Consider the following 21100-nt stretch of genomic DNA (forward strand, 5'->3'; position numbering starts at 1 on the left):
CCAGCCCGCACTTCCACCGTGGGATCTCCGAGTGGTGTGTCTGTACGACGGGGAGCGCTGGACGGAGGCGACCGGCGGGGACTTCCTGCACGTTCCCGAGGGCGGGGTGCACGCCTTCAGGAACGAGTCCGGCGAGGACGCGTCGATGCTGATCCTGTTCGCGCCCGGCGCGCCCCGCGAGCCGTACTTCGAGGACCTGCCGACGCTCGCCGGGATGAGCGAGGAGGAACGCGCCGAGTTCTACCTGAGCCGGGTCCGACGGGGTCACCCCCAGCGCTTCTTGGCCTCCTCGTCGGTGTAGCCGACCAGGGCGACGAGGAGCCGGTAGAGCTGTTTGTCGTCGAGTTCCCTGGCCTTCTTCGCCGCGCGGTAGGCCTTGGGCTCGAACTCGTGGTTCTCCTCGGCGGTCTTCAGCACCTCAACGAGGATGCCCCGGACGTTCTGCTCACCCCTGATGGCGTAGCGGGTCAGCAGATAATCCACGTGGTCGGGGTAGCTGAGCAGCACCCTGGGGGCCGCGCCCGCCGTGACCACGATGGCGTCGTCGGGACCGGCGATGTGGCATTTCGCGTGCTCGTAGACGGCCCTGGTGTGCGTCGCGTCGAGGTGGTCGAGCGCGCCCAGGATGCTCTGGACCGAGGTGGCCCTGCCGGTCAGCGTGTCCTCGGCGGTGAACAGGATGACGCTCAGCTCGCCGGGCGTGGTGAGGACGGCTCCGGCCTTGATCACGTCCGTGAAGAACTCCGTCACGTTCTCCGCGATCGTCTCCGGCGACGTGCTTGAGTCGGCGTGGGACAGGTAGGAGATGCCTGCCGTACGGCTCCACATGGCCAGGGCGGTGCAGGTGTGGATGCGGGTGGTCCACGCCGTCTCGGGGCCGACGTGGTAGTAGAGCTGGTTGTGCGGGAAGTCCGACTTGTCCTCGGCGTCCTGCTCGATCGACACGCCCAGGTCGGACAGGTCGGCGGGGGCGCTCTCCGTCAGGTCCACGACATCGATCCGGCGTTCCTGGGTGCCGATGACGAGCCCGAGCGCCTCCAGCCTGTTCACCTCGTCGCGGGTGCCTTGGAACCGGACGCGGGTGCGTTCGGGGTAGGCGCCCCGCAGTGCGGCGCTCAGCGGGATGAGGACCCCCGACTCGTCGTCAACGGCGTTGCCGGCGATCGTGATGCCGGCCAGGCCCCGGGTGATGGAGCCGACGGTCCTGGGGTCGGCGAGGGTGTAGGTCACCAGGCTTCCCACGGGGTGGCGGTTCCTGAGGGCGTGCGGGATGTCGTAGGTGCTCTCGGTCTTGAGGTCGCGCAGGACGCCTGGGGTCATGAAGATGCTGCCGCTCGGCATGTAACGCTCCAAAGCTGGGGGTGACCCGTTGCTGGGAATCAGGATGGGGTCGGCCCCGGACCCCAGGGAAATCCACGCTGGCGAAAGCAGACCGAAGAGGCGAATACGGACCCGCTAATTATGGATGACCGCGACTCCCGCAGCGTAACACCGGCAAGTCCCCTCGAACAGTGATGAACACCATCACAATCCAGCGAACACCTGGTCACGTGGGTCGTTCGGGCGAATAATTCCCAAAAGCGCTATATAACGCTAAGTAAGAAATTATTCGCCCGGCCCATTCGGTTTTCCCGGCCCGGTCACTCCGGAAGTCCCGGCGCGGGTACAGCGTGCTCGGCCGCCCGGCTGACCTCCTCCCAGCTCTCCCAGGTCTCCATCCGCTGACGGCAGACGTTGAAGGCGAGGTCGTAGACCATGTTGCCGAGCAGCAACCGCAGCGGTGGGTTCTCACTGTCCACCAGCTTCAGCACCGCCTCCGCGGCCAACCGCGGTTCGCTGTCGATCGAACCCTCCGCCCACTGCTTCTCCAGCTCGGCGCGGAGCGGGCCGTACGGCTCGGCGGGCGTGGTCATGGTCGCGCTGGTGTAGAGGTCGGTCCAGTAACCGCCGGGCTGGACCATGGTGACCTTGACGCCGAAGCCCGCCGCCTCCATGGCCAGCGCCTCACTCATGCCTTCGAGGGCGAACTTGCTCGCGCTGTACATCCCGGTGCTGGGGAAGCCGCCGAGTGCGGCGATGCTGGAGACCTGCAGGATGTGCCCGGCCCCCCGCTCCCGCAGATGGGGCAGTACGGCCTGGCAGACCCACATCGCCCCGAAGAGGTTGACCTCGAACTGGGCGCGGGCCTCGGCCTCGGTGAACTCCTCGACCATGCCCATGGACAGGGTTCCCGCGTTGTTGACCACGATGTCGAGATGGCCGAAGTGCTTGACGGCGGTGTCCACGGCGGCGAACACGGCCTCCCTATCGGTCACGTCCAGGGACAGCGTCAGCAGGCGGTCGCCGTACCGGTCGCCGAAGTCGTTCGGGGTGACGGTGCGGGAGGCGGCGACCACCCGGTCGCCGCGCTCCAGTGCCGCCAGGGTGAAGGCACGGCCCAGGCCCCGGCTCGCGCCGGTGACGAACCAGGTACGTGGGGAGGTGCGCATACAGGAACTCCTTGGTGTTTTTGGCGAAGCGAGACGGTTCGTCTCGTTCGATGACGGTAACCATAGAGGGGTTTTGTGGATGCGTCAAGACGGTCCGTCTCGTCTTGTGTTTTGCTAGGTTGGGTGCGTGACCACGCGACGCCAGAACACGCCGAACGCCGCCCGCCGCAGCGACGCCTCGCGCCGGGCCATCCTCACCGCGGCCTTCGAGCTGGTCGGCGAGGTGGGATACGCCAAGCTGAGCATCGAGGGCATCGCCGCGCGGGCCGGGGTCGGCAAGCAGACGATCTACCGCTGGTGGCCGTCGAAGGGGGCGGTGCTCTTCGACGCCTTCCTCATGCTCGGTGAGGGGGAGGGCGGCGAGGCCGCGCTGCCCGACACCGGTGACCTGGAGGCCGACCTCAAGCTGGTTATGCGCGCCACGGTGGACGAGCTGAACGATCCGCGCTTCGACGAGCCGATGCGCGCGCTCAGCACCGAGATCTCACACGATCCCGACCTGGCCGCCGTCTACCGCGAACGCCTCGACGGGCCGATGCGCGAGATCAAGAAACGCCGCCTTGAGGCCGCCCAGCGGGCCGGTCAACTGGCCGAGGATTTGGATCTGGACATGGCCGTCGACGTGCTCTGGGGCCCCCTGCTCAACCGCTGGCTCCAGCGGACGGGCCCGCTGACCCCCGAATACGCCGACAAACTCATAGAAACCGCCCTGAACGGGCTGCGTCACCGCAGGTGATCGTGGCGTTCGGCGAGATCTCCGACACCTGAGTGCAGGGTTCCGGCGAACGACAGGCTTGGGCGGTTTTGGTGGAGAGTGTCGCTCTTGATGGCCTTGACGAGGTTGGTCCAGGCGGTTGGGGTGAGGGGGAGGGTTGGGCCGGTGCGGTTCTTGGAGTCGCGGAGGGCGTGACGGCCGTCCGGGAGGACCGCTACCTCGACGCAGTCGCTTCCATCGTGGCCGGACAGGCTGGACGTGCGCCATGTGATCATCCGCGTGTCGCCTCCTTGGTGGGTGTTCGATACCGATGGAAGCGTCTCACCTTTTGTGTTTGGGTAAACGCGAGGCGTCATAACGAAGTGGCCCTGGACGCGTGCGAGTGGGAGGGAGGCGACGTGAGCCGACGGGAGCTCAGGGGGCGCCGGATGGACGAGCCGGACGCAGCCGAGGTCTACGAGGCGGCGCGTCTCGCCTACGAGCTGGGCAAGGTCGTCCGCGCGATGCGTGAGGGCCGGGGCTGGAGCCAGGACGACCTGGCCCGCGCGGCCAGGCTGAGGCGCTCGACGGTCGCCCGCTTCGAGGCGGGCGGGAGCATTCCCACGCTGCCGATCCTGGACCGGCTGGCCCGCGCCCTGGACGCCGAGCTTGAGATCCGTCTGGCCCCTCGGGCTCCCGCCGCCTGAGAGGCCAGTCGCGTTCGGCTCAATCGAGGGCGTCGGTCCTGAGGGTGCTCAGGAGGTTGGACCAGGCGGCCGGGGTGAGGACGAGGGCGGGGCCGGTGCGGTCCTTGGTGTCGCGGAGGGCGTGGTGTCCGCCGGGCAGGGCCGCGACCTCGACGCAGTCGCTCCCGTCGTCACCGGACAGGCTGGACTTACGCCACCGGGCGGTGGAAAGGTGCCTGGTCAGGTCGTCCATCTGCGCATCGTCTCCTTGATCAGGTTGAGGGACTCACGCCGGGGGAGGGCGTCGGCGCGGATCGCTTCGTAGCGGAATGCCAGGTTCTTCATGTCGGTCGCCCGGTCGGTGACGCGGTCGTCCAGGCTCTGCGAGTCGATGTAGGCCACCGGGTAGGTCTCCCTCGGCAGGTCCGCCAGGGTGAAGCTTCCCAGCAAGCCAAGCACGTTCCGCGCGCTGTAGGGAAGGATCTGCAGGGATATGCGCAGGTGCTCCCCGGCCTCCAGCAGTCGCTCGCACTGGCCCAGCATCACCTCGGGCTCGGCGACAGGACGATACAGCACGCCCTCGTCCAGCACGATCCACAGCATGGGCGGCATCCGCCGCTTCAGGATCTCCTGCCGCTCCATCCTGGCCACCACCTTGTCCTCGATCTGCTCGGGGGTGGCGCCGGGCTTGCGGCTCAGGATGGCCCGCGCGTAGTCCTCGGTCTGCAGCAGGCCGGGCACCATCAGCGCCGCCCAGATGCGCAGCGTCTCGGCCTCGCGCTCGAACTCGAGCCACGGGCGGAACCAGCGGGGGAGCTGGGCCTCCGCCCTGTTCAGCCGGTCGAGCAGCCCGGCGAGGGTGGAGCCGATGTTGAGGGCCTTGTCCACCCTCCTGGCCAGGGCGAGGGTCGGTGCGCGGTGGCCGTTCTCGATCATGCTGAGCTGGCTGACCGACAGGTGGATGAGGTTGCCGAGCTCCCGCTGGCTGAACCCCGCCGCGAGGCGGAATTTGCGAAGTTCTGCCCCGAATCGAATTCGCGGGGAAATGTAGGGATCGATGGGGTCTGTCGGCTCTGTAGCCGAATCCGGGGGCTGTTCCTGTTCCGGGGGGACGGTCATCTCCAGCTCCTCTCGGTTTCGCGGATGGGTACGAGGCCATTGTGGAGGGGGATTTAGCGGGTTCGGCAGGTGTTCGCAGAAGTGTGAAGGCAGAGTGAACACTTTTGCAACCGCCTCCGCTCACGGCTTTGCGACCGTATGAGTGGCCGTCCAGGAGTAGGACGAGACCCTGGTCGGCGAACCGAGTGAAACGGAAAACCAGCCCAATACGGCTGGGGAAGGCGACCCATGAGACCGGAGAAAAACAGCGAAACCTACTTGCCCAACCACCCGGAGTCCGCTTCACGGGCTCGCGAAGAAGTCCGTGAATGGCTGGGGGAGGACCACCCCGCCTACGAGAACGTACGGCTCGCCGTGTCGGAACTGGTCACCGACGCCGTACGGCACGCGGGCGGCCCGCTGACGTTGCGGCTGCTCACGCTCGACGACCTGCTGCGGGTCGAGGTCGAGGACCAGGAGAACGTTCGAGGGCTCCCGCTGTCGGAGAGTGGCCGGGGCATGATCCTCGTCGGCCTGCTCTCCGGTGGGAGGTGGGGCTGCCGCTCGTGCGAGCGGGGCCGTACCGTCTGGTGCGAGGTCCCCGCCGTCCCGAAGGACCCTTTCCCCGGGCTGGGAGAGGCTCCCGACCATCTCCCGGCGCATGACGACATTCCCCGGCCGAGACGGAATTTCGGCTGAGCGGTTCTCCCCGTTTTCCACACGTGCCGCCTCGCCGTACCCCGTTGTCAGGAGCTTGTTGTCCGGTGTCCGGCTTGCGACACCGGACAACGGGCCGCCCGTAGAAAAGGACGCGGACAGCGTGTCGAGGGCCGGAGAAAATCGGGTCACGGGGAGGGTGTCGGTCGATCTGGAGGGTGATATTTCGGCCAGAGCGATATCGACGTTTCATGCAACCCCTGCATTCATTAGCAAACAACGAAATATCATGAAAAAGGGGGGTTTGTAGAGGCCCGGTTCCGGTCGGCACGAGCACGAACGGTAGGAAAATCGGTGACGTCATAAGGAGGACGACAGTGCACACCGTGATTCACACCGGTGGTGTCGCACCCGCCGAACGGTTCGAATACTGGCGGAATCTGGTCTCCAGGACGCTGTTGCCGCTGGAGATCGTCAGCGAGTCCCCCGCCGACTTCCAGGGGGAGATGCGCAGCACGGACTTCGGCGCCGTCCAGCTCTCCCGAGTCGGTTGCTCGGACATCTGGACGCATCGCACCATGAAACACATCCGGCAGTCCGACCCGGAGTTGCTCCAGGTCGCGGTGCCCCTGCGTGGCCACGGCGCCGTGGTGCAGGGACGCGAGCACGTCGCCATGGGCCTGTCGACCATCGTGGTCTACAACAGCTGGACCCCGTACTCCGTGCTGACGACGGGTGACGACGAGGGCGCGATCCGGGGCATCTTCGCCATGGTCCCTCGCGCGATGCTCCATCTGCCCGAGCCCGTGTCCGAACGGCGCACCCCGTGGGTCTTCTCCGGTCGGGAGGGCGTCGGCGCCCTGCTCCTGGGGTTCCTCGGCCACCTCGCCGCCAACGCCGACCAGTTCCAGGCCTGTGAGACCACCCGTCTCGGCGCGACCGTGCTCGACCTGCTGACGATGCTGCTCGCCCGCGAGAACGGCACGGAGGTCTCTCCCGAGACCCGGCAGCGCGTCCTGATGGCGCGGATCCACGCCTTCATCCACCGTCGGCTCGGCGATCCCGCGCTCTCACCGGAGATCATCGCCGCGGCGCACAACATCTCCGTCCGGGCCCTGCACCGGCTCTTCCTGGGCCAGGAACACACGGTCGCCGCCTGGATCCGCGCTCTGCGGCTGGACCACTGCCGCCGTGACCTGGCCAATCGTCGGCTCGAAGGCAAGCCGGTCCACGCCGTCGCCGCCCGGTGGGGGTTCACCGACGCCGCCCACTTCACCCGTGCCTTCCGGACCGCCTACGGCATGACCCCCCAGGCGTACCGGCGGCTGCACCTGTCCGGTCACGCGGGGGCCTGACACATACGGGCAATGGCCTGGCGCATCCACGCAATGCCGTGAGAACGCGTGCGGGTCAATCTTGTCTTGCGGCGGGCGCCACGGACGACCAGGCCAAAGGTCTCCAGCCCCCGCGCCCCGGGCCGTGAAGAGCGCCCTCAGGAAGACGGCCCGGGGATCTCTTTCCACCAACGAAAGGACCGTGCGATGAGACCCCTGACCGTGCTGTCGGGCGCCGCGCTGGCGCTGTTCCTCACCGCCCAGGGCGCGGGAGCCGCGACCCCGACCTCGCCCGACGACCCCGCGAACGTGGCCCCTCCCGGGGACTCCAAGACCGTGACCCCGCCCGAGAACTTCGCGAACGCCACCCCGCCCGACGCGAAGGCGGCCTTCGCGGAGCAGGGCAGGGCGGCGGGGCTGACCGAGGAGCAGATCACCACGCTGCAGAACAGCGCGAACCTCTACGTGTTCACCATGGGGGGCAGGCAGGTGGCCCTCAACAAGGTCGTCATCGAGGGGAAGGCGGACGTGCTCATCGCCCTTCCTGACGAGGACGCTCCCCGCGAGCTGTCTCCTGAGACCGGTCTCGCCGCCAGTGGCTGTGCCGGAGGTAAGGCGGCTTACAAGCACTTCTGCGCTTGGAGGAGTCCCAATTTCACGGGCACCTCAATCGACATGTACAGCTGCGACAGGTATCCCATCTCCCTCGTCGGTAACGGTTCCTGGGACAACAACCAGACGAAGGGTACGAAGGCCCGGATGTACGACAAGAACGGCAAGCTCATCTACACCACCCCGCCGGCGCGCAGCCGGGACAGCAGTGGCGACTGGACCCCCGTGTACAGCGTCAGGAACTGCTAGTGGGGTAATCGGCCGGGTGACGTAGGGCCGTCGCGACGTCCCGCAGGGCGTCCATAAGGGGGACCAGCAGGGGGTGGTGCTCCGCGCCTCGCCGTACGGCGGCGAAAACTCGGCGCTCGGGGCCGGCGACCGGGCGGACCGTCACCCCCGACAGGTCGGGGCCGCGCAGCGCCAGGCGCGGCACCATCGCCACCCCCGCCCCGGCGGCGGCCAGCGCCACGACGGCACTGAAATCGTCTGAGGAGTGTGCGAACTCGGGGGTGAAACCCGCGTGCTCACAGGCCAGTGCGATCACGTCGTGGCAGGGGTTACCGGGGTAGGGGCCGATCCAGGTCTCGCCGTGCAGGTCCGTCACCGTCACCTCCTGCCCCGCGAGGGGATGCTCGCGGGGCAGGACGACGTCGAACGGCTCCGAGTACAGCGGGATGCGTGAGAGCCTGCGGTCGGTCTCGGCGGGGGCACCTCGATACTCGACGGCCACCGCCAGATCGACCGCGCCGTCCAGGACCATGGTGAGGCTCTGGTCGCCCTCGGCGTCCATGACGCGAACCCGGATGCCGGGCTCCTTGTCCTTGAGCCTGCCGATCGCCGGGGCGACGAGCAGGCCGATGGCGGTGGCGAAGGAGGCGACCTTCACCTCCCCGGCCGTGCCGGTCGTGTAGGCGGCGATGTCGGCGTCGGCCCGCTCCAACTGGGCGAGCACCTCGTTGGCGTGGCCGAGCAGGATGCGTCCGACGGCGGTCAGCCGTACGCCCCGGCCGTCGCGTTCGAGCAGGCGGTGGCCGACCTCGTGTTCGAGGGCGATCAACTGCTGGGAGACGGCCGAGGGAGTGAGGTGGAGCGCGGCGGCAGCGGCGGTGACCGTACGGTGGTCGGCCACCGCACGCAGGGTCCTGAGCCGTCGCGTCTCTATCACCTGTCCATTTTCGCTGGAATTATTTACAGACGGCCACAAACCGGGGTTGTTTCCAGGCCCCTGGGAGTTATCCACAGGTTGACTTTCGGCAGTGGGAGCACTCCCCGGGGGTGGATAACGTGGCCGGCATGGCGACGGGGACGAGGGGAAAGGCGCTCACGGCGGTGCTGCTGTGGGTGGTGCTCGCCGTGCCCGTGCTGTGGGCCGGGTTCACCTCCAGGATGGCCCATCCCCTCTCGTGGTGGGGCGCGCTCACGTGCCTGGCGGTGATCGGCGCCGGGGTGGCGCTGGGCCGTAGGCATCCTTTGGTGGCGTTGCTGCTGGGGTCGGGGCTGTGGCTGGTCGAGGTCATGCGCGGCAACCCGTTCACGGTGTTCGCGGCGCTGGTGGCGTTCTGCTACCTGGCCGGGGTGCGGATGGACCGGGCCGGGCGCGCGGTGGCGGCGCTCGGCGGCCTGCTGGTTCTGGCGGGTACGGTGACCCCGCTGGTCCGCGACGCGGGGGCCGGGTTCGTCGCGGTCGCGGGCGCCGTGCTGGGCGCGGTCGTGCCGTGGCTCGCGGGTCGCGCCCGGCGGCAGTACGTGCTGTTGGCCCGGGAAGGCTGGGAACGGGCCGAGGAGCTCGAACGCGCCCAGCGGGTCATCGCCGAGCAGGCCAGGGCCCGCGAGCGTACCCGCATCGCCGGTGACATGCACGACCTGCTCGGGCACGAGCTGGGGCTGGTCGCCCTGCGGATCGGCGGCCTTGAGGTGGCCCCCGGCCTCGACGAGCGCTACCGGCAGGCGGCGGGCGAGGCACGCAGGGCCGTCACGGCCGCCTCGGAGCGGCTGCAGGAGATCGTGGACATGCTGCACCGGGACGTCGGCTCCGCCCAGGAGGAGAGCGTCCCCGAACTGGTCGAGCGCGCCAGGGCGGCGGGCATGCGGGTCGAGCTGAGGACCGTGGGCGACGGCCCCCATCCGGTGGCCATGGCCGAGCGGGCACTGCGCCGGGTGGTTCAGGAGGGCCTGACCAACTCCGCCAAACACGCCCCCGGCGCCCCGGTCACCGTGACGGTCGAGCACCTGCACTCCGAAACCGTCGTCACGGTCACCACGGCCCCGAGCCTCGGACAGCCCGGCGATCCCGGCTCCGGTGGCCACGGCCTTGAGGGCCTCAGGGAGCGGGTCCGGCTCTGCGGCGGTTCGCTACGCGCGGGCCCCCGGAGCGAAGGACCCGACGGGGAGTACGGCAGGCACGCCCGGAAGCGCGACATGGGGCTCAACAGGAAGCACAGCGGGTACGGCGGGCTCGCCCAAGCGTCCGATGCGGGGTTCGATGGAAGGCGCGGCGGGCCTGTCCGGGAGCGTGGTGCCGGGTTCGAGGTGCGGGCGCGGTTGCCCCGTGTGCCGGGGCCGATCGCCGAGCCCGATCCGCCCTCGATCTCCGCCGCCCACCTGGCCAGGGCGCGGCTCAGGGCACGCCGGACCCGCGTCACCGCGATCGTCACCGCCGTCACGGCGGGTGCGGTGGTGACCCTGCTGGTCGTGGCCTTCACGGTCTACGACGCCGTGACCTCGGTGTTGACGCCCCACGACTTCCAAGGGCTGCGTCCTGGCCAGGACCAGGCGGCCGTGGCGCGGGTGCTGCCTGGCCGTTCCCGCATCGACGGGCCGGTGTCCGGCGAGCCTGCCAGGCCCCCGGGGGCGAGCTGCCGTTACTACGGCACCCATGCCAACCCCTTCGACGCGTCGCACAGCGAGCTGTTCCGGCTGTGCTTCGCGGACGGCCACCTGGTGAGCAAGGACTTCCTGCCCACCGACCGGGGGCCGTAGCGCCGGGCGAGCGCTCAGCGAGGTCCGAAGGATGAGAGGGGGACGACGGTGGTGCGAGTGGTGCTGGCCGACGACGAGGCGGTGGTCCGCGCCGGGGTGCGGATGATCCTGTCGGCCGATCCGGAGATCGAGGTGGTCGCCGAGGCCGCCGACGGGCGGGAGCTGGTCGAGGCGGTGCGGGCACACCGGCCCGATGTGGCGCTGGTCGACATCCGCATGCCGCGCCTGGACGGCCTGGCCGCTACCGCCGAGCTTCGTGCCGTCGCGCCCGCCACGGCGGTTCTGATCATGACCACGTTCGGCCAGGACTCCTACATCTCCCGTGCCCTCGCTGACGGCGCCACCGGGTTCCTGCTCAAGACCGGAGATCCGAGGGAGTTCCTGCTCGGGGTGCGCGCGGTCGCCGGGGGCGGGGCCTACCTCTCGCCCAGCGTGGCGGCCCGGGTGATCAGGGAGCTGACCGGCGACGAGCTGACCAGGACGACGACCGCCCGTGACCGTGTCGCGGTGCTGACCGGCCGCGAACGGGAGGTGCTCGCCCTGATCGGCGCCGGGCTGTCCAACGCCGAGATCGCCCGCCGCCTCCACCTGGCCGAGGGCAGCGTCAAGACCTACACCAGCACGATCCTGGGCCGCCTCGGGGTGCGCAACCGCGTCCAGGCCGCGGTTATCGCCCACGACGCCCGTCTGGTGCGCCGAGAGTGAAGCACGGACGCGTCATGAGTGCGGCATGGATGTGTCATGAGTGAGACATGGATGCGGCGCCGGTCAGCCACGGTCGGCGCGGGGGGCGAGCAGCAGCGGACGCAGCACCGTCAGCCCGCGCAGCCGTACGACCAGCGTGGTCGTCGGTCCGCTGAGCGCGAGCACCACCACCGGCACCAGCACTCCGCCGAGCAGCAGCCCCGCCGCCACGTCGTGCGGATAGTGCACGCCGACGAACACCCGCGACATCCCGCTCAGCAGGGCCAGCACCACGACGTACGGCGCCAGCGCCCGCCAGGCGATCACCAGCCCGGCCGCCGCCCCGGCCGCGAGCGTCGCGTGGTTGCTCGGCAGGGACCAGTCCCCGTACGGCGGGCACGGCACGAGGGTTGTCACCCCGTGCAGCGCCCGGCACGGCCGTTCCTCCCGGAGGAGCACCTTGACGACCTCGCTGACCGCGTAGGCGGCCACCGTGCCCACCGGGCCGAGCAGCGCCAGCGCCATCGCCCCGGCGGGTCCCCTCCTCGCGCGCCACCACACCCACAGGGACAGTACGGCGAACACCGCGAGCACCGCGTCGGTGCCCGTCTCCGCCAGTTCCCGCAGCCACTCCGGCGTGCCCGCCGCGAACTCCACGACGTCCCGGTACAGCCGGCCGTCCATGGCCCCTCCCGCATATCCCCTGGTCAATGACCTTACGAAGGTAGAAACCGGGGGAAGCGGTACACAGCTACCGATCGTCGCCGACGGACATTGACTTTCGTCAACCGTCCGGCCCAGGGGCTATTTTCTGGCCGCGACGAACGCCTCGACGGCCCGATCCACGTCATCGAGCGAGTGGGCCGCCGACAGTTGGACCCGGATGCGGGCCTTGCCGTGCGGTACGACGGGATAGGAGAAACCGATCACGTAGACGCCCTGTTCGAGCAGCCGCTCGGCCATCGCGCCCGCCTCTGCCGCGTCGCCGATCATGACGGGGACGATGGGATGATCACCGGGCAGCAGGTCGAACCCGGCCTCGGTCATCCGGGTGCGGAAACGCTCGGTGTTGGCGCGCAGCCGTACGCGAGCCTCGTCGGAGGTGCTGATCAGGTCGAGGACGCGCAGCGAGGCGGCGGTGATCGCCGGGGCGAGCGAGTTGGAGAACAGGTAGGGGCGCGACCGCTGGCGCAGCAGCTCGCAGATCTCCTTGCGCGCCGACACGTAACCGCCGCTGGCGCCGCCGAGGGCCTTGCCGAGGGTGCCGGTGATGATGTCCACCCGGTCCATGACGCCGTGCAGTTCGGGGGTGCCCCGGCCGCCCTCGCCGACGAAGCCGACGGCGTGCGAGTCGTCCACCATGACCATGGCCTCGTACCGTTCGGCCAGGTCGCAGATCTCCCGCAGTGGCGCGACGTAGCCGTCCATGGAGAACACGCCGTCGGTGACGACCAGCCTGCGCCGGGCGTCCGAGGCCTCCTTGAGCCTGGCTTCGAGCTCGGCCATGTCGCGGTTGGCGTAGCGCAGCCGGCGGGCCTTGCTCAGCCGGATGCCGTCGATGATGCTCGCGTGGTTGAGCGCGTCGGAGATCACCGCGTCCCGGTCGTCGAGCAGCGTCTCGAAGACCCCGCCGTTGGCGTCGAAACACGAGCTGTACAGGACCGTGTCCTCCTGGCCGAGGAACTCGGCGAGCCGTGCCTCAAGCTGCTTGTGCACCTCCTGGGTGCCGCAGATGAAGCGCACCGAGGCCATGCCGAAGCCCCAGCGGTCAAGCGCCTCCCTGGCCGCGTTGACGACCTCGGGGTGGTCGGCCAGGCCCAGGTAGTTGTTGGCGCAGAAGTTCAGCACCTCGCCGCCTCCGGCGACGGCGATGTCCGCCCGCTGGGGGGTGGTGATGACCCGCTCGGGCTTGAGCAGTCCGGCGGCGGCGATCTCGTCGAGGGTGTCACGCAGGTCGGCGCGGACGTTGTCGAACATCAGGCGGTCCAATCCATGATGACTTTTCCGGTCTTGCCACTCGCCGCGGTGTCGAAGGCCGCGTCGAAGTCGCGGTGGGAGAAGCGGTCGGTGATGACGGGGGACAGGTCGAGCCCCTTCTCCAGGAGAACCGACATGGAGTACCACGTCTCGTACATCTCCCTGCCGTAGATGCCCTTGATGGTGAGCATCGAGGTGACGACGGTCGAGAAGTCGACAGCGAACTCCTCGGCGGGCAGACCGAGCATGGCGATCCTGCCGCCGTGCGTCATGTTGGCGATCATGTCGCGGAGCGCCCTCGGGTTGCCGGACATCTCCAGGCCGACGTCGAAGCCCTCGCGCAGGCCCAGCTCGTGCATGCCGTCCGCGATGGACCGTTCCGCGACGTTCAGCGCCAGGTTCACGCCCAGTTTGCTCGCCAGCGCCAGCCGTTCCGGACTGACGTCGGTGACGACCACGTTGCGCGCCCCGATGTGCGTGGCGACCGCGGCGGCCATCAACCCGATCGGCCCCGCGCCGGTGATCAGCACGTCCTCGCCGACCATCGGAAAGGTCAACGCGGTGTGTACGGCGTTGCCGAACGGATCGAAGATCGCCGCCACGTCCGGATCGACCGGGGTCCTGTGCACCCAGACGTTGGAGGCGGGCAGCGTCACGTACTCGGCGAAGGCGCCGTCACGGTTGACCCCCAGGCCGACCGTGTTGCGGCACAGGTGCCGCCGCCCGGCCATGCAGTTACGGCACTTGCCGCAGACCAGGTGCCCCTCCCCGCTGACCAGGTCGCCGATCGCGACGTCCTCGACCCCGGGTGCGATCTCGACGACCTCGCCGCAGAACTCGTGCCCGACGATCAGCGGGGGCCGCAGGGTCTGCCTGGCCCAGGCGTCGAAGCCACGGATGTGCAGGTCGGTGCCGCAGATGCCGGTGCGCAGCACCCTGATCAGCACCTCGCCCGCCCCGACGACCGGCTCCGGCACGTCGGCCAGCCGAAGCCCGGGCTCCGCCCTCTCCTTGACCAGCGCTTTCATGAAGATCCCCCCTCAGCTTCCGACCCTACGCACTGTGCCGGGCCGGTTCCCGGGGTGTCCATCGCGGTTTTCTTAACCCGTCCCACAGCATTGCTTCACGCTTGTGCCGAGCTGGGCTTTTCCTCCGCGTCTGAAGTTCAGGGGGGCTAGCTGCGTTCGGCCCTGTCCCGTTCGACCGATGACAGCGGGTCGGGCATCGGAGGCACGCCGGGGCCGATCTGGCGGGGGCCGGGGTCGGCCTCGGCGGCGTCGGCGACCGCCTCCGCCGCGGCTCGTTCCGCCTGGGCGGTCTCCCTGGCCGCGGCGTTCCTGGCGGCGGCCTCGTCGACCGCGGTGACCTCCCTGGTCGCGCTCGACCGGGGCAACGACTCGGTGAAGGCCTTCGACACGCCCTGGAGCGCGGAGGTGACCTCGCTGGGGATCACCCAGAACGTGTTGCCCTCGCCCTTGGCCAGCTCGGGCAGCACCTGGAGGTACTGGTAGGCCAGCAGCTTGGGGTCCGGGTCGTTGCGGTGGACGGCCTGGAAGACCTCGTCGATCGCCTGGGACTGACCCTGGGCCTTGAGGATCGCGGCGCTGCGGTCACCTTCGGCGCGCAGGATCGCGCTCTGCTTGTCACCCTCGGCGGTGAGGATCTGGGACTGGCGCTGTCCCTCGGCGGTGAGGATCGCGGCGCGCTTGTCCCGTTCGGCGCGCATCTGCTTCTCCATCGCCTCCTTTATGCTTTTGGGCGGGTCGATGGCCTTGATCTCGACCCGGTTCACCCTGATGCCCCACTTGCCGGTCGCCTCGTCCAGCACGCCACGCAGCTGGCTGTTGATCGTGTCGCGGGAGGTGAGCGTCATCTCCAGGTCGAGCGAGCCGACGACGTTACGCAGGGTGGTGACCGTGAGCTGCTCGACGGCCTGGATGTAGTTGGCGATCTCGTAGGCCGCCGCCCTCGGGTCGGTGACCTGGAAGTACAGCACGGTGTCGATCTCCACGACCAGGTTGTCCTCGGTGATCACCGGCTGCGGGCGGAAGGAGACCACCTGCTCGCGGAGGTCGATCACCGGGTAGACGCGGTCGATGTAGGGGATCACGAAGTTCAGGCCGGGCTTGAGCGTGGTGTGGTAGCGGCCGAGCCGTTCCACGTTGCGGGCCCGGGCCTGGGGAACGATGCGCACCGAGCGCAACACCGTGAAAACGGCGAACAACACGATGAGCAGACCGGCGATCAGCAGTGCGTCCATGTGGCTACTCCCGGGGATAAACGAGCGCGGTGGCGCCCTCGATCTCGATGACGTCGACGACTGCCCCCGCCGGGATCACCAGTGTCTCGTCGTACGCCCTCGCGGACCACTCCTCGCCGCCGATCCGTACCCGACCGTCCCTGCCGGTCACCTCGGTCAGGACGTAGGCGGACTTGCCGACGAGGGCCTGGATCCCGAACCGTCTGTCACCGGACGGCGGCAGGAGATGGCGTCTGGCGATGGGCCGTACCACGACCATTCCCGTCACCATGGCCGCCGCGAACACCAGAAGCTGAAGGGGAAGCGGCAGGCCGAGACCGGCGGCGACGGAGGTGATCAGCGCGGCGCCGCCGAGCAGTCCCAGGGCGGTGGTCAGCGTGAAGATCTCAGCGACGCCGAGCACCACCGCGAGAATCAACCAGATGACCCAGTAATCCATCTCCGGCCCTCCTTAATATTGAACGGCTCGGATGTCCAGAAGGTTCCCTTCCCTACGGTATTCCGATACTTGAGAGCCGTCAGGGCTCCGTTGGACGCGGGTTCTCAGACGCCCTCCGGGATGGCCTGCCCGTGCACCCGCCGGAGGTACTCCATCGCGTGTTCCGCGGCCGGATCGTGGTTCAGCCGTTCACGGTAGAAGTGGAGCCGGTCCTCACAGTCGTCGATGATCTCGCTCCAGGTGCGCGCCCAGATGCGGACGCCCCCTCCCCACTCGGCGATGCAGCCCGGCGGGCGGTCCGGCGCACTGGCGTCCCGCCTGACGATGTCCGTCATCTCGGTCGAGACGACCCAGAAGTCCCATGAGACCCGGGCGTCACGAAACTGCGGGTCGCTGACGATCGCCTCCGCGTAACTCTTGATCTGGGCGACCTCGCTCTGACCGATCTTGACCCTGGGGGCCTTGAGTTCGACCACGAGGTGCTCACGCCCCGAGCTGCCACGGTGTGCGCGTCCGAGCAGGAGGTCGACGATGCCCGTCCTGCCGTCCTCGCGGCGGACAGGATTCAGCCCGCCGTTCTCGGGCTCACGGCCCAGTTCGTCGAGATGACGCGTCAGTACGGCGTCCAGGCTCTGGTCGCTGACCATCAGTGCGTAGGCATCACCGAAGATCCAGGTCTCACGCTCCAGGATCTTGTGCAGTTCGCTCCGCTCCCTGACGGTCCGGCTGAGCTCCGGCTCGAAGACCAGTTTCTTCAGGGCGGCCAGGAAGTCGAGCCGGTCACTGACCTGTCCGGTCGCCTTGATCACCTCGGACAGGCTCGTCCGCTGGAGGATCCGCCTGAGCTCCTCCTGCTCCGACTGGGGCAGCCGGAACAGCTCGTCCAGCACCGGGTAGAGCCCGCCCGGGTCGCGGGCGATGATCTCCCGCAGGAGCCGCAGGGTGGTTCTCTTGCTCTGGGTCGCACCGGGCAGGCGACGGGAGATCCTGGTGGCCACCTCGTCGAACATCTCGCGCTCGACCGCCTGGGCCGGTTCGACGGGCTTCTCCGCGTACGGGTAGACCCCCTCGGACTTCCACTCGTGGATGAGCCTGGCGCGGCGTTCCTGCTCGCGCCTCCTGACGTGCGTGCGAAGGCTGTCCCGCGCGAGCGCGAGAAGAGGGCCGATCTCGTCCATCTCCGCCAGCGGCAGATCACCCCGGCGTTCGACGAAGCCGTCCCACAGGAGGTACGCCGTGAAGTGGTAGCCGGGCGCCTGGATACCGGGTGAGAGTTCGTCCAGGACGACACCGTTGGCGTCGCAGAGGGCGAGCACCCGGCCGACGTCCTTGGGCCATTCGATGACGCGCAGCACCGGTGCGGGATGGACGTCCTCCGCCCACGGCACCGCGTACTCGGCCGTGTCCGTCCACACCATGGCCGGGTCGAGGGCCGTGCCCTGGTAGACGATCCGCACGTCGGGGTTGGCCGCGAGGAAAGGAGCGAAGGTCGAGGCCAACTGCTGGGCGGTGTCCTCGTGGGTGAGACGGGTGACGAAGTCGGCGGGAACCGACGCCTCGATCCGTGTCCCGCACGACTCCTCGACGGTCTCCGGTTCGGAGATCTCGAAGTCGGCGGGCCGGTCGACCGCCCCGCTGATCACCGTTCGCTCGATCCGTCCGTCAACCGCCTTCGCGACGGTGATCCAGCGGACCTGCTCGCCGAGCGCGAACGCGCGGAGCCTGCCCTGCCCGCTCCGCCCGTGGAGTCCCCGCTTCAGCTCCGGGGAGATCTTGGCGGTGGTCTTCCATGACCCGCCCAGGCCGCCGAAGTAGTTCGCGCAGGAGGCGTTGGGCATGCCGTGGCCGTCGTCGGTGACACGGACCGACTCCACGCCGTCCAGCTCGTTGAGCTCAAGGTCGATGCTGACGAGGCTCGCCTCCGCGTCCAGCGCGTTCCAGACCATCTCCGCGACCGCGCCGATCGGGTCCCTCTGCTTGGCCAGGCGTAGCAGATGGTCAGGTTTGGCCTCGATGTGAACCGTACGCACACGGTCACCATCCCATACGGCCCCCTCCGAAGACCGGAGGAGGCCGCAAGAACGACTCAGCGGGCCGGGAGGATGGTGCCGGTTACTTCGCCGAGGGTTAGGAGGGTGCCGTTGGGGCCGGGGGCTGTGGCGGTGATGGTGATCGTGTCGCCGTCCTCCAGGAAGCTTCTCGATGAGCCGTCCGGCAGTTTGAGGGGTTCGGTGCCGTTCCACGTCAGTTCGATCAGCGAGCCCCGCTGGTCGGGGTCGGCGCCCGAGATCGTGCCGCTGGCGTACAGGTCGCCGGTGCGCAGGCTCGCGCCGTTGACCGTCATGTGCGCGAGCATCTGGTCGGGCGTCCAGTACATCCCCCGGTACGGCGGCCGCGAGACGACGTCCCCGTTCAGCGCGATCTCCAGCGTCAGGTCGAGGCCCCACGGCTCGTCCCTGCGCAGGTAGTCCAGCGGCTCGGGGTCCTGGGCGACGCCGGGGACACGGGCCTCGGACAGCGCGTCGAGAGGCGTGATCCACGGGGAGACCGAGGTGGCGAAGGACTTGCCGAGGAAGGGGCCGAGCGGGACGTACTCCCAGGCCTGGATGTCCCTGGCGCTCCAGTCGTTGACCAGCGTCACCCCGAAGACGTGGTCGGCGAACCGGCCCGCCCGCTCGCCGAGGGTCGTCGGCGCGCCGACGACGAAGCCCAGCTCCGCCTCGATGTCCAGTTTCGCCGACGGCCCGAAGACACCGGCGCCGCGCTGCCCGGACGGCCTGACGACCGGGGTGCCGGAGACGACGACGGTTCCCGCCCTGCCGTGGTAGCCGACGGGCAGGTGCCGCCAGTTCGGCTTCAGTGGCTCCTCGTTGGGCCGGAACATCCGGCCCAGGTTGGAGGCGTGCTCAAGCGAGCAGTAGAAGTCGACGTAGTCGGCGACCTCGAACGGCAGGTGCAGCCTTACCTGGTCGAGCGGCACCAGGTGCGCCTCCACGGCGCCGGGGTCGGTGCGCAGCTTGTTCTGGAGCACCGCCCGGGTGTCCCGCCACGCGGCCGAACCCCTGGCCATGAAGGCGTTGAGCGAGCCGGTGGCGAACACCTCGTCGTGCAGGGCCCCGGCGAGGTCCACGACGTGCTCGCCGTACCGGACGCCGACGCGTGGGGTCTCGCCCTCGTGCCGGGAGAAGACCCCGTAGGGCAGGTGCTCGACGCCCCAGGACATCACACGTTCTCCTCTACTGCTGCGTTCTCGACGAGCCCAAGGGCTCGCAGGTCCTCGATCGGGGTTGCGGTGCTGCACGAGCCGTAGGAGACCAGCAGCTCCCTGGCGCGGGTGGCGGTCTTCCCGGACACCTCGCGGGCCAGCCGTACCAGCTCACCCACGTCCGTCGAGCCCAGCACCGGCACCGGGTCGTGGCCGTCGACGGCGGCGCAGACCGCCAGGACCAGGTTGAGGAAGCCGTGCCGGTCGACGCCGAGGGCCGGGTCGAAGTGGCGTACCGCGTTGTGCAGTCCGGCCGTGGCCTTGAACGGGATGCCGTGCTCCACGCAGTGGGAGATGAAGGCCCCCAGGTCCTGGGCGGAGGGGAAGGCAGCGGCGGTCGTCCCCCCGCACCTGACCTTGAGGCCGACCCCCGGCGGGGGTTCGAAGGGGGCGGCCTCGACGAACAGCCGGGCCTTGAGGTCGCCGAGATCCACGATTCTGCCGGGGACCTCGACCAGCTCCACGTCGAGGCCGTCGAGCGGCGGCAGTTCGGGGGTGTCCAGGACGATGCCGAGCCTGATCGGGTGGTCCAGGTGCTCGCGCAGCTCGCCGATCCGGCTGGCCGCGACCAGGAAACGGTGGGTCAGCACCGGGTTGCCCGCCGCCAGGTCCGCCCGGTGCCTGGCCAGGGCCTCGGTCATGGGCAGCGCGGTCGGCGGGAACAGCCCGGCGTCGTCGACCAGGGCGTCGAAGAGCGTCATCGGGCCCACGTCCAGGCGTAGGCGGGGTCCTCGACGGAGAGGCCGGTGGAGCCGAGGTCGAGGGGACGGAAGGTGTCCACCATCACGGCGAGCTCGCTCGTCTGCGTGTGGCCCTGCCGTACGGCCTCGACGGAGGCTTCGACGGCGCCCGGCTGGGGGCCGTGTGTGAAGCCCGCGGGGTGCAGCGAGATCGAGCCGACGTCGATGCCGGAGCCCCGGCGCGCGGTGTAGTCGCCGCCCGCGTAGAACATCAGCTCGTCGGAGTCCACGTTGTGGTGGTTGTAGGGGATCGGGATGGCCTCGGGGTGGAAGTCGAGGGGCCGGGGGCAGAAGGAGCAGACCACGAAGTTCGGGCCCTCGAAGGTCTGGTGGACCGGGGGCGGGGCGTGGGTGCGCTTCACGACGGGTTCGAAGTCGCTGATGTTGAAGGCGTAGGGGTACAGGCAGCCGTCCCAGCCGACCACGTCGAAGGGGTGGTTGCGGTAGACCAGCCGGGTCAGGCCGCCGCGCGTGCGGACCAGCACCGGGACCTCCTCGCCCTCGGCGAGCATCGGCTCCTGCGGGGTGCGCAGGTCACGCTCGGAGTAGGGGGCGTGTTCGAGGAACTGGCCGTACTGCGACAGGTAGCGCTTGGGCGGCCTGATGTGCCCGGCGGCCTCGATGACGAAGGCCGTGACGCGCCCCTGGGGGACCCAGCGGTGGATCGTCCCGGTCGGCACGACGACGTAGTCGCCCTCCCCGGCTTCGAGGGCGCCGTAGGTGGACTCGAAGGTGACCCGCCCCGAGGCGATGTAGACGCACTCGTCGCCCATGGAGTTGCGGTACAGCTCGCTGGGGGTCTCGGTCGCGGCGTACGACATGCGGACGTCGGCGTTGCCCGCCAGCAGGCCGCGCCCGGAGACCAGGTCACCGCCGGGCGGGAGGTCCTGGGTGCGGAAGTGCCTGGGCGAGAGCGGCAGGTTGGGGGTCAGCGTGGCGGAGGAGGCCGGAGGTTCGACCGCCTCGGCCTTGATGATCGCCGTGGGCAGATACCGGTGGTAGAGCAGCGAGGAGTCGCTGGAGAAGCCCTCCTCGCCCATCAGCTCCTCGGCGTACAGCCCGCCGTCGGGCCGCCGGAACTGCACGTGTCGCTTGCGGGGAATCTCTCCCACGACGCGGTAGTACGGCATCCGCTTCTCCCAAGCTCGTCCGTTTATCGGACATTGTTGTCCTTTATACGTACAAC

23 protein-coding genes are annotated in these 21100 nt (G+C 69.2%); 8 read left to right on the plus strand and 15 right to left on the minus strand.

Annotation, left to right across the window (positions count from 1 at the left end; all coding sequences use genetic code 11):
* Positions 1-34 precede the first annotated feature (34 nt).
* Positions 35-301: a cupin domain-containing protein gene (locus FHS44_RS40235; RefSeq protein ID WP_221461204.1), complete on the plus strand. Its 267-nt coding sequence runs from the start codon at positions 35-37 to the stop codon at positions 299-301.
* Here the strand turns inward: FHS44_RS40235 and FHS44_RS23395 are convergent.
* Positions 265-1341 carry a hypothetical protein gene (locus FHS44_RS23395; protein ID WP_184718129.1) on the minus strand — a complete coding sequence of 359 codons (1077 nt, stop codon included), beginning with the start codon at positions 1339-1341 and terminating at the stop codon, positions 265-267. The two genes, FHS44_RS40235 and FHS44_RS23395, sit on opposite strands and share 37 nt — an antisense overlap.
* A gap of 299 nt (positions 1342-1640) precedes the next feature.
* On the minus strand, positions 1641-2489 hold the full coding sequence (locus FHS44_RS23400) for an SDR family oxidoreductase (protein WP_184718131.1): 849 nt from the start codon (positions 2487-2489) through the stop codon (positions 1641-1643).
* A 127-nt stretch (positions 2490-2616) separates the two neighbouring features.
* Between FHS44_RS23400 and FHS44_RS23405 the strand changes: the two genes are divergently transcribed.
* Positions 2617-3225: a TetR/AcrR family transcriptional regulator gene (locus tag FHS44_RS23405; protein WP_184718133.1), complete on the plus strand. Its 609-nt coding sequence runs from the start codon at positions 2617-2619 to the stop codon at positions 3223-3225.
* Here the strand turns inward: FHS44_RS23405 and FHS44_RS42415 are convergent.
* Positions 3213-3479: a DUF397 domain-containing protein gene (locus tag FHS44_RS42415; protein ID WP_184718135.1), complete on the minus strand. Its 267-nt coding sequence runs from the start codon at positions 3477-3479 to the stop codon at positions 3213-3215. The two genes, FHS44_RS23405 and FHS44_RS42415, sit on opposite strands and share 13 nt — an antisense overlap.
* A 123-nt stretch (positions 3480-3602) precedes the next feature.
* On the opposite strand from FHS44_RS42415, the gene relB reads away from it, so the two are divergent.
* Positions 3603-3890 (plus strand): type II toxin-antitoxin system RelB family anti-toxin, encoded by a 288-nt coding sequence (gene relB, locus FHS44_RS23415; RefSeq protein WP_312863782.1) that lies wholly within the window; start codon positions 3603-3605, stop codon positions 3888-3890.
* Between the two features lie 19 nt (positions 3891-3909).
* On the opposite strand, the gene FHS44_RS23420 is transcribed toward relB, so the two are convergent.
* Both FHS44_RS23420 and FHS44_RS23425 read right to left on the minus strand, forming a co-directional pair.
* A complete protein-coding gene (locus FHS44_RS23420) occupies positions 3910-4122 on the minus strand; it encodes a DUF397 domain-containing protein (protein ID WP_184718137.1) in 213 nt (70 codons plus the stop codon).
* Positions 4110-4988: a helix-turn-helix domain-containing protein gene (locus tag FHS44_RS23425; protein ID WP_184718139.1), complete on the minus strand. Its 879-nt coding sequence runs from the start codon at positions 4986-4988 to the stop codon at positions 4110-4112. Before FHS44_RS23425 ends, FHS44_RS23420 begins: the two co-directional genes overlap by 13 nt.
* Positions 4989-5246: 258 nt before the next feature.
* Here FHS44_RS23425 and FHS44_RS23430 point away from each other — a divergent pair, with 258 nt between their 5' ends.
* The 3 genes from FHS44_RS23430 to FHS44_RS23440 all read left to right on the plus strand — a co-directional run bounded on the left by FHS44_RS23430 (position 5247) and on the right by FHS44_RS23440 (position 7819).
* Positions 5247-5666, plus strand: a complete 420-nt coding sequence (locus tag FHS44_RS23430; RefSeq protein ID WP_184718141.1) for an ATP-binding protein — start codon at positions 5247-5249, stop codon at positions 5664-5666.
* 335 nt (positions 5667-6001) lie between these two features.
* Positions 6002-6979 carry an AraC-like ligand-binding domain-containing protein gene (locus FHS44_RS23435; RefSeq protein WP_184718143.1) on the plus strand — a complete coding sequence of 326 codons (978 nt, stop codon included), beginning with the start codon at positions 6002-6004 and terminating at the stop codon, positions 6977-6979.
* Positions 6980-7165: 186 nt separating this feature from the next.
* Positions 7166-7819 (plus strand): hypothetical protein, encoded by a 654-nt coding sequence (locus FHS44_RS23440; RefSeq protein WP_184718145.1) that lies wholly within the window; start codon positions 7166-7168, stop codon positions 7817-7819.
* Here FHS44_RS23440 and FHS44_RS23445 read toward each other — a convergent pair.
* On the minus strand, positions 7806-8735 hold the full coding sequence (locus FHS44_RS23445; RefSeq protein ID WP_184718147.1) for a LysR family transcriptional regulator: 930 nt from the start codon (positions 8733-8735) through the stop codon (positions 7806-7808). The two genes, FHS44_RS23440 and FHS44_RS23445, sit on opposite strands and share 14 nt — an antisense overlap.
* Positions 8736-8863: 128 nt before the next feature.
* Here FHS44_RS23445 and FHS44_RS23450 point away from each other — a divergent pair, with 128 nt between their 5' ends.
* Both FHS44_RS23450 and FHS44_RS23455 read left to right on the plus strand, forming a co-directional pair.
* Positions 8864-10549 (plus strand): ATP-binding protein, encoded by a 1686-nt coding sequence (locus FHS44_RS23450; RefSeq protein ID WP_184718149.1) that lies wholly within the window; start codon positions 8864-8866, stop codon positions 10547-10549.
* A gap of 48 nt (positions 10550-10597) precedes the next feature.
* The gene (locus FHS44_RS23455) at positions 10598-11254 is read left to right on the plus strand and encodes a response regulator transcription factor (RefSeq protein WP_184718151.1); all 657 of its coding nucleotides are present in this window, start codon (positions 10598-10600) and stop codon (positions 11252-11254) included.
* A 63-nt stretch (positions 11255-11317) separates the two neighbouring features.
* On the opposite strand, the gene FHS44_RS23460 is transcribed toward FHS44_RS23455, so the two are convergent.
* The 9 genes from FHS44_RS23460 to FHS44_RS23500 all read right to left on the minus strand — a co-directional run bounded on the left by FHS44_RS23460 (position 11318) and on the right by FHS44_RS23500 (position 21044).
* Complete coding sequence (locus FHS44_RS23460; RefSeq protein WP_184718153.1) at positions 11318-11917, minus strand: phosphatase PAP2 family protein; 600 nt, start codon at positions 11915-11917, stop codon at positions 11318-11320.
* A 120-nt stretch (positions 11918-12037) separates the two neighbouring features.
* Positions 12038-13210, minus strand: coding sequence for a glycine C-acetyltransferase (locus FHS44_RS23465; protein ID WP_184718155.1), 1173 nt, complete (start codon positions 13208-13210; stop codon positions 12038-12040).
* Positions 13210-14238 carry an L-threonine 3-dehydrogenase gene (gene tdh / locus FHS44_RS23470; RefSeq protein ID WP_184718158.1) on the minus strand — a complete coding sequence of 343 codons (1029 nt, stop codon included), beginning with the start codon at positions 14236-14238 and terminating at the stop codon, positions 13210-13212. Before tdh ends, FHS44_RS23465 begins: the two co-directional genes overlap by 1 nt.
* Before the next feature lie 146 nt (positions 14239-14384).
* On the minus strand, positions 14385-15470 hold the full coding sequence (locus FHS44_RS23475; protein WP_184718160.1) for an SPFH domain-containing protein: 1086 nt from the start codon (positions 15468-15470) through the stop codon (positions 14385-14387).
* 4 nt (positions 15471-15474) lie between these two features.
* The gene (locus tag FHS44_RS23480) at positions 15475-15909 is read right to left on the minus strand and encodes an NfeD family protein (protein WP_184718162.1); all 435 of its coding nucleotides are present in this window, start codon (positions 15907-15909) and stop codon (positions 15475-15477) included.
* A gap of 104 nt (positions 15910-16013) precedes the next feature.
* Positions 16014-17939, minus strand: coding sequence for an ATP-binding protein (locus FHS44_RS23485; RefSeq protein WP_184718164.1), 1926 nt, complete (start codon positions 17937-17939; stop codon positions 16014-16016).
* Positions 17940-17995: 56 nt separating this feature from the next.
* Positions 17996-19132, minus strand: a complete 1137-nt coding sequence (fahA, locus tag FHS44_RS23490) for a fumarylacetoacetase (RefSeq protein WP_184718166.1) — start codon at positions 19130-19132, stop codon at positions 17996-17998.
* Positions 19132-19875, minus strand: coding sequence for a hypothetical protein (locus FHS44_RS23495; protein ID WP_184718168.1), 744 nt, complete (start codon positions 19873-19875; stop codon positions 19132-19134). Before FHS44_RS23495 ends, fahA begins: the two co-directional genes overlap by 1 nt.
* Complete coding sequence (locus tag FHS44_RS23500) at positions 19872-21044, minus strand: homogentisate 1,2-dioxygenase (RefSeq protein WP_184718170.1); 1173 nt, start codon at positions 21042-21044, stop codon at positions 19872-19874. The genes FHS44_RS23495 and FHS44_RS23500 overlap by 4 nt, the downstream gene beginning before the upstream one ends.
* Positions 21045-21100: the final 56 nt, after the last annotated feature.

This window comes from Streptosporangium saharense, from assembly GCF_014203715.1.
GTDB classification, from domain to species: Bacteria; Actinomycetota; Actinomycetes; order Streptosporangiales; family Streptosporangiaceae; genus Streptosporangium; species Streptosporangium saharense.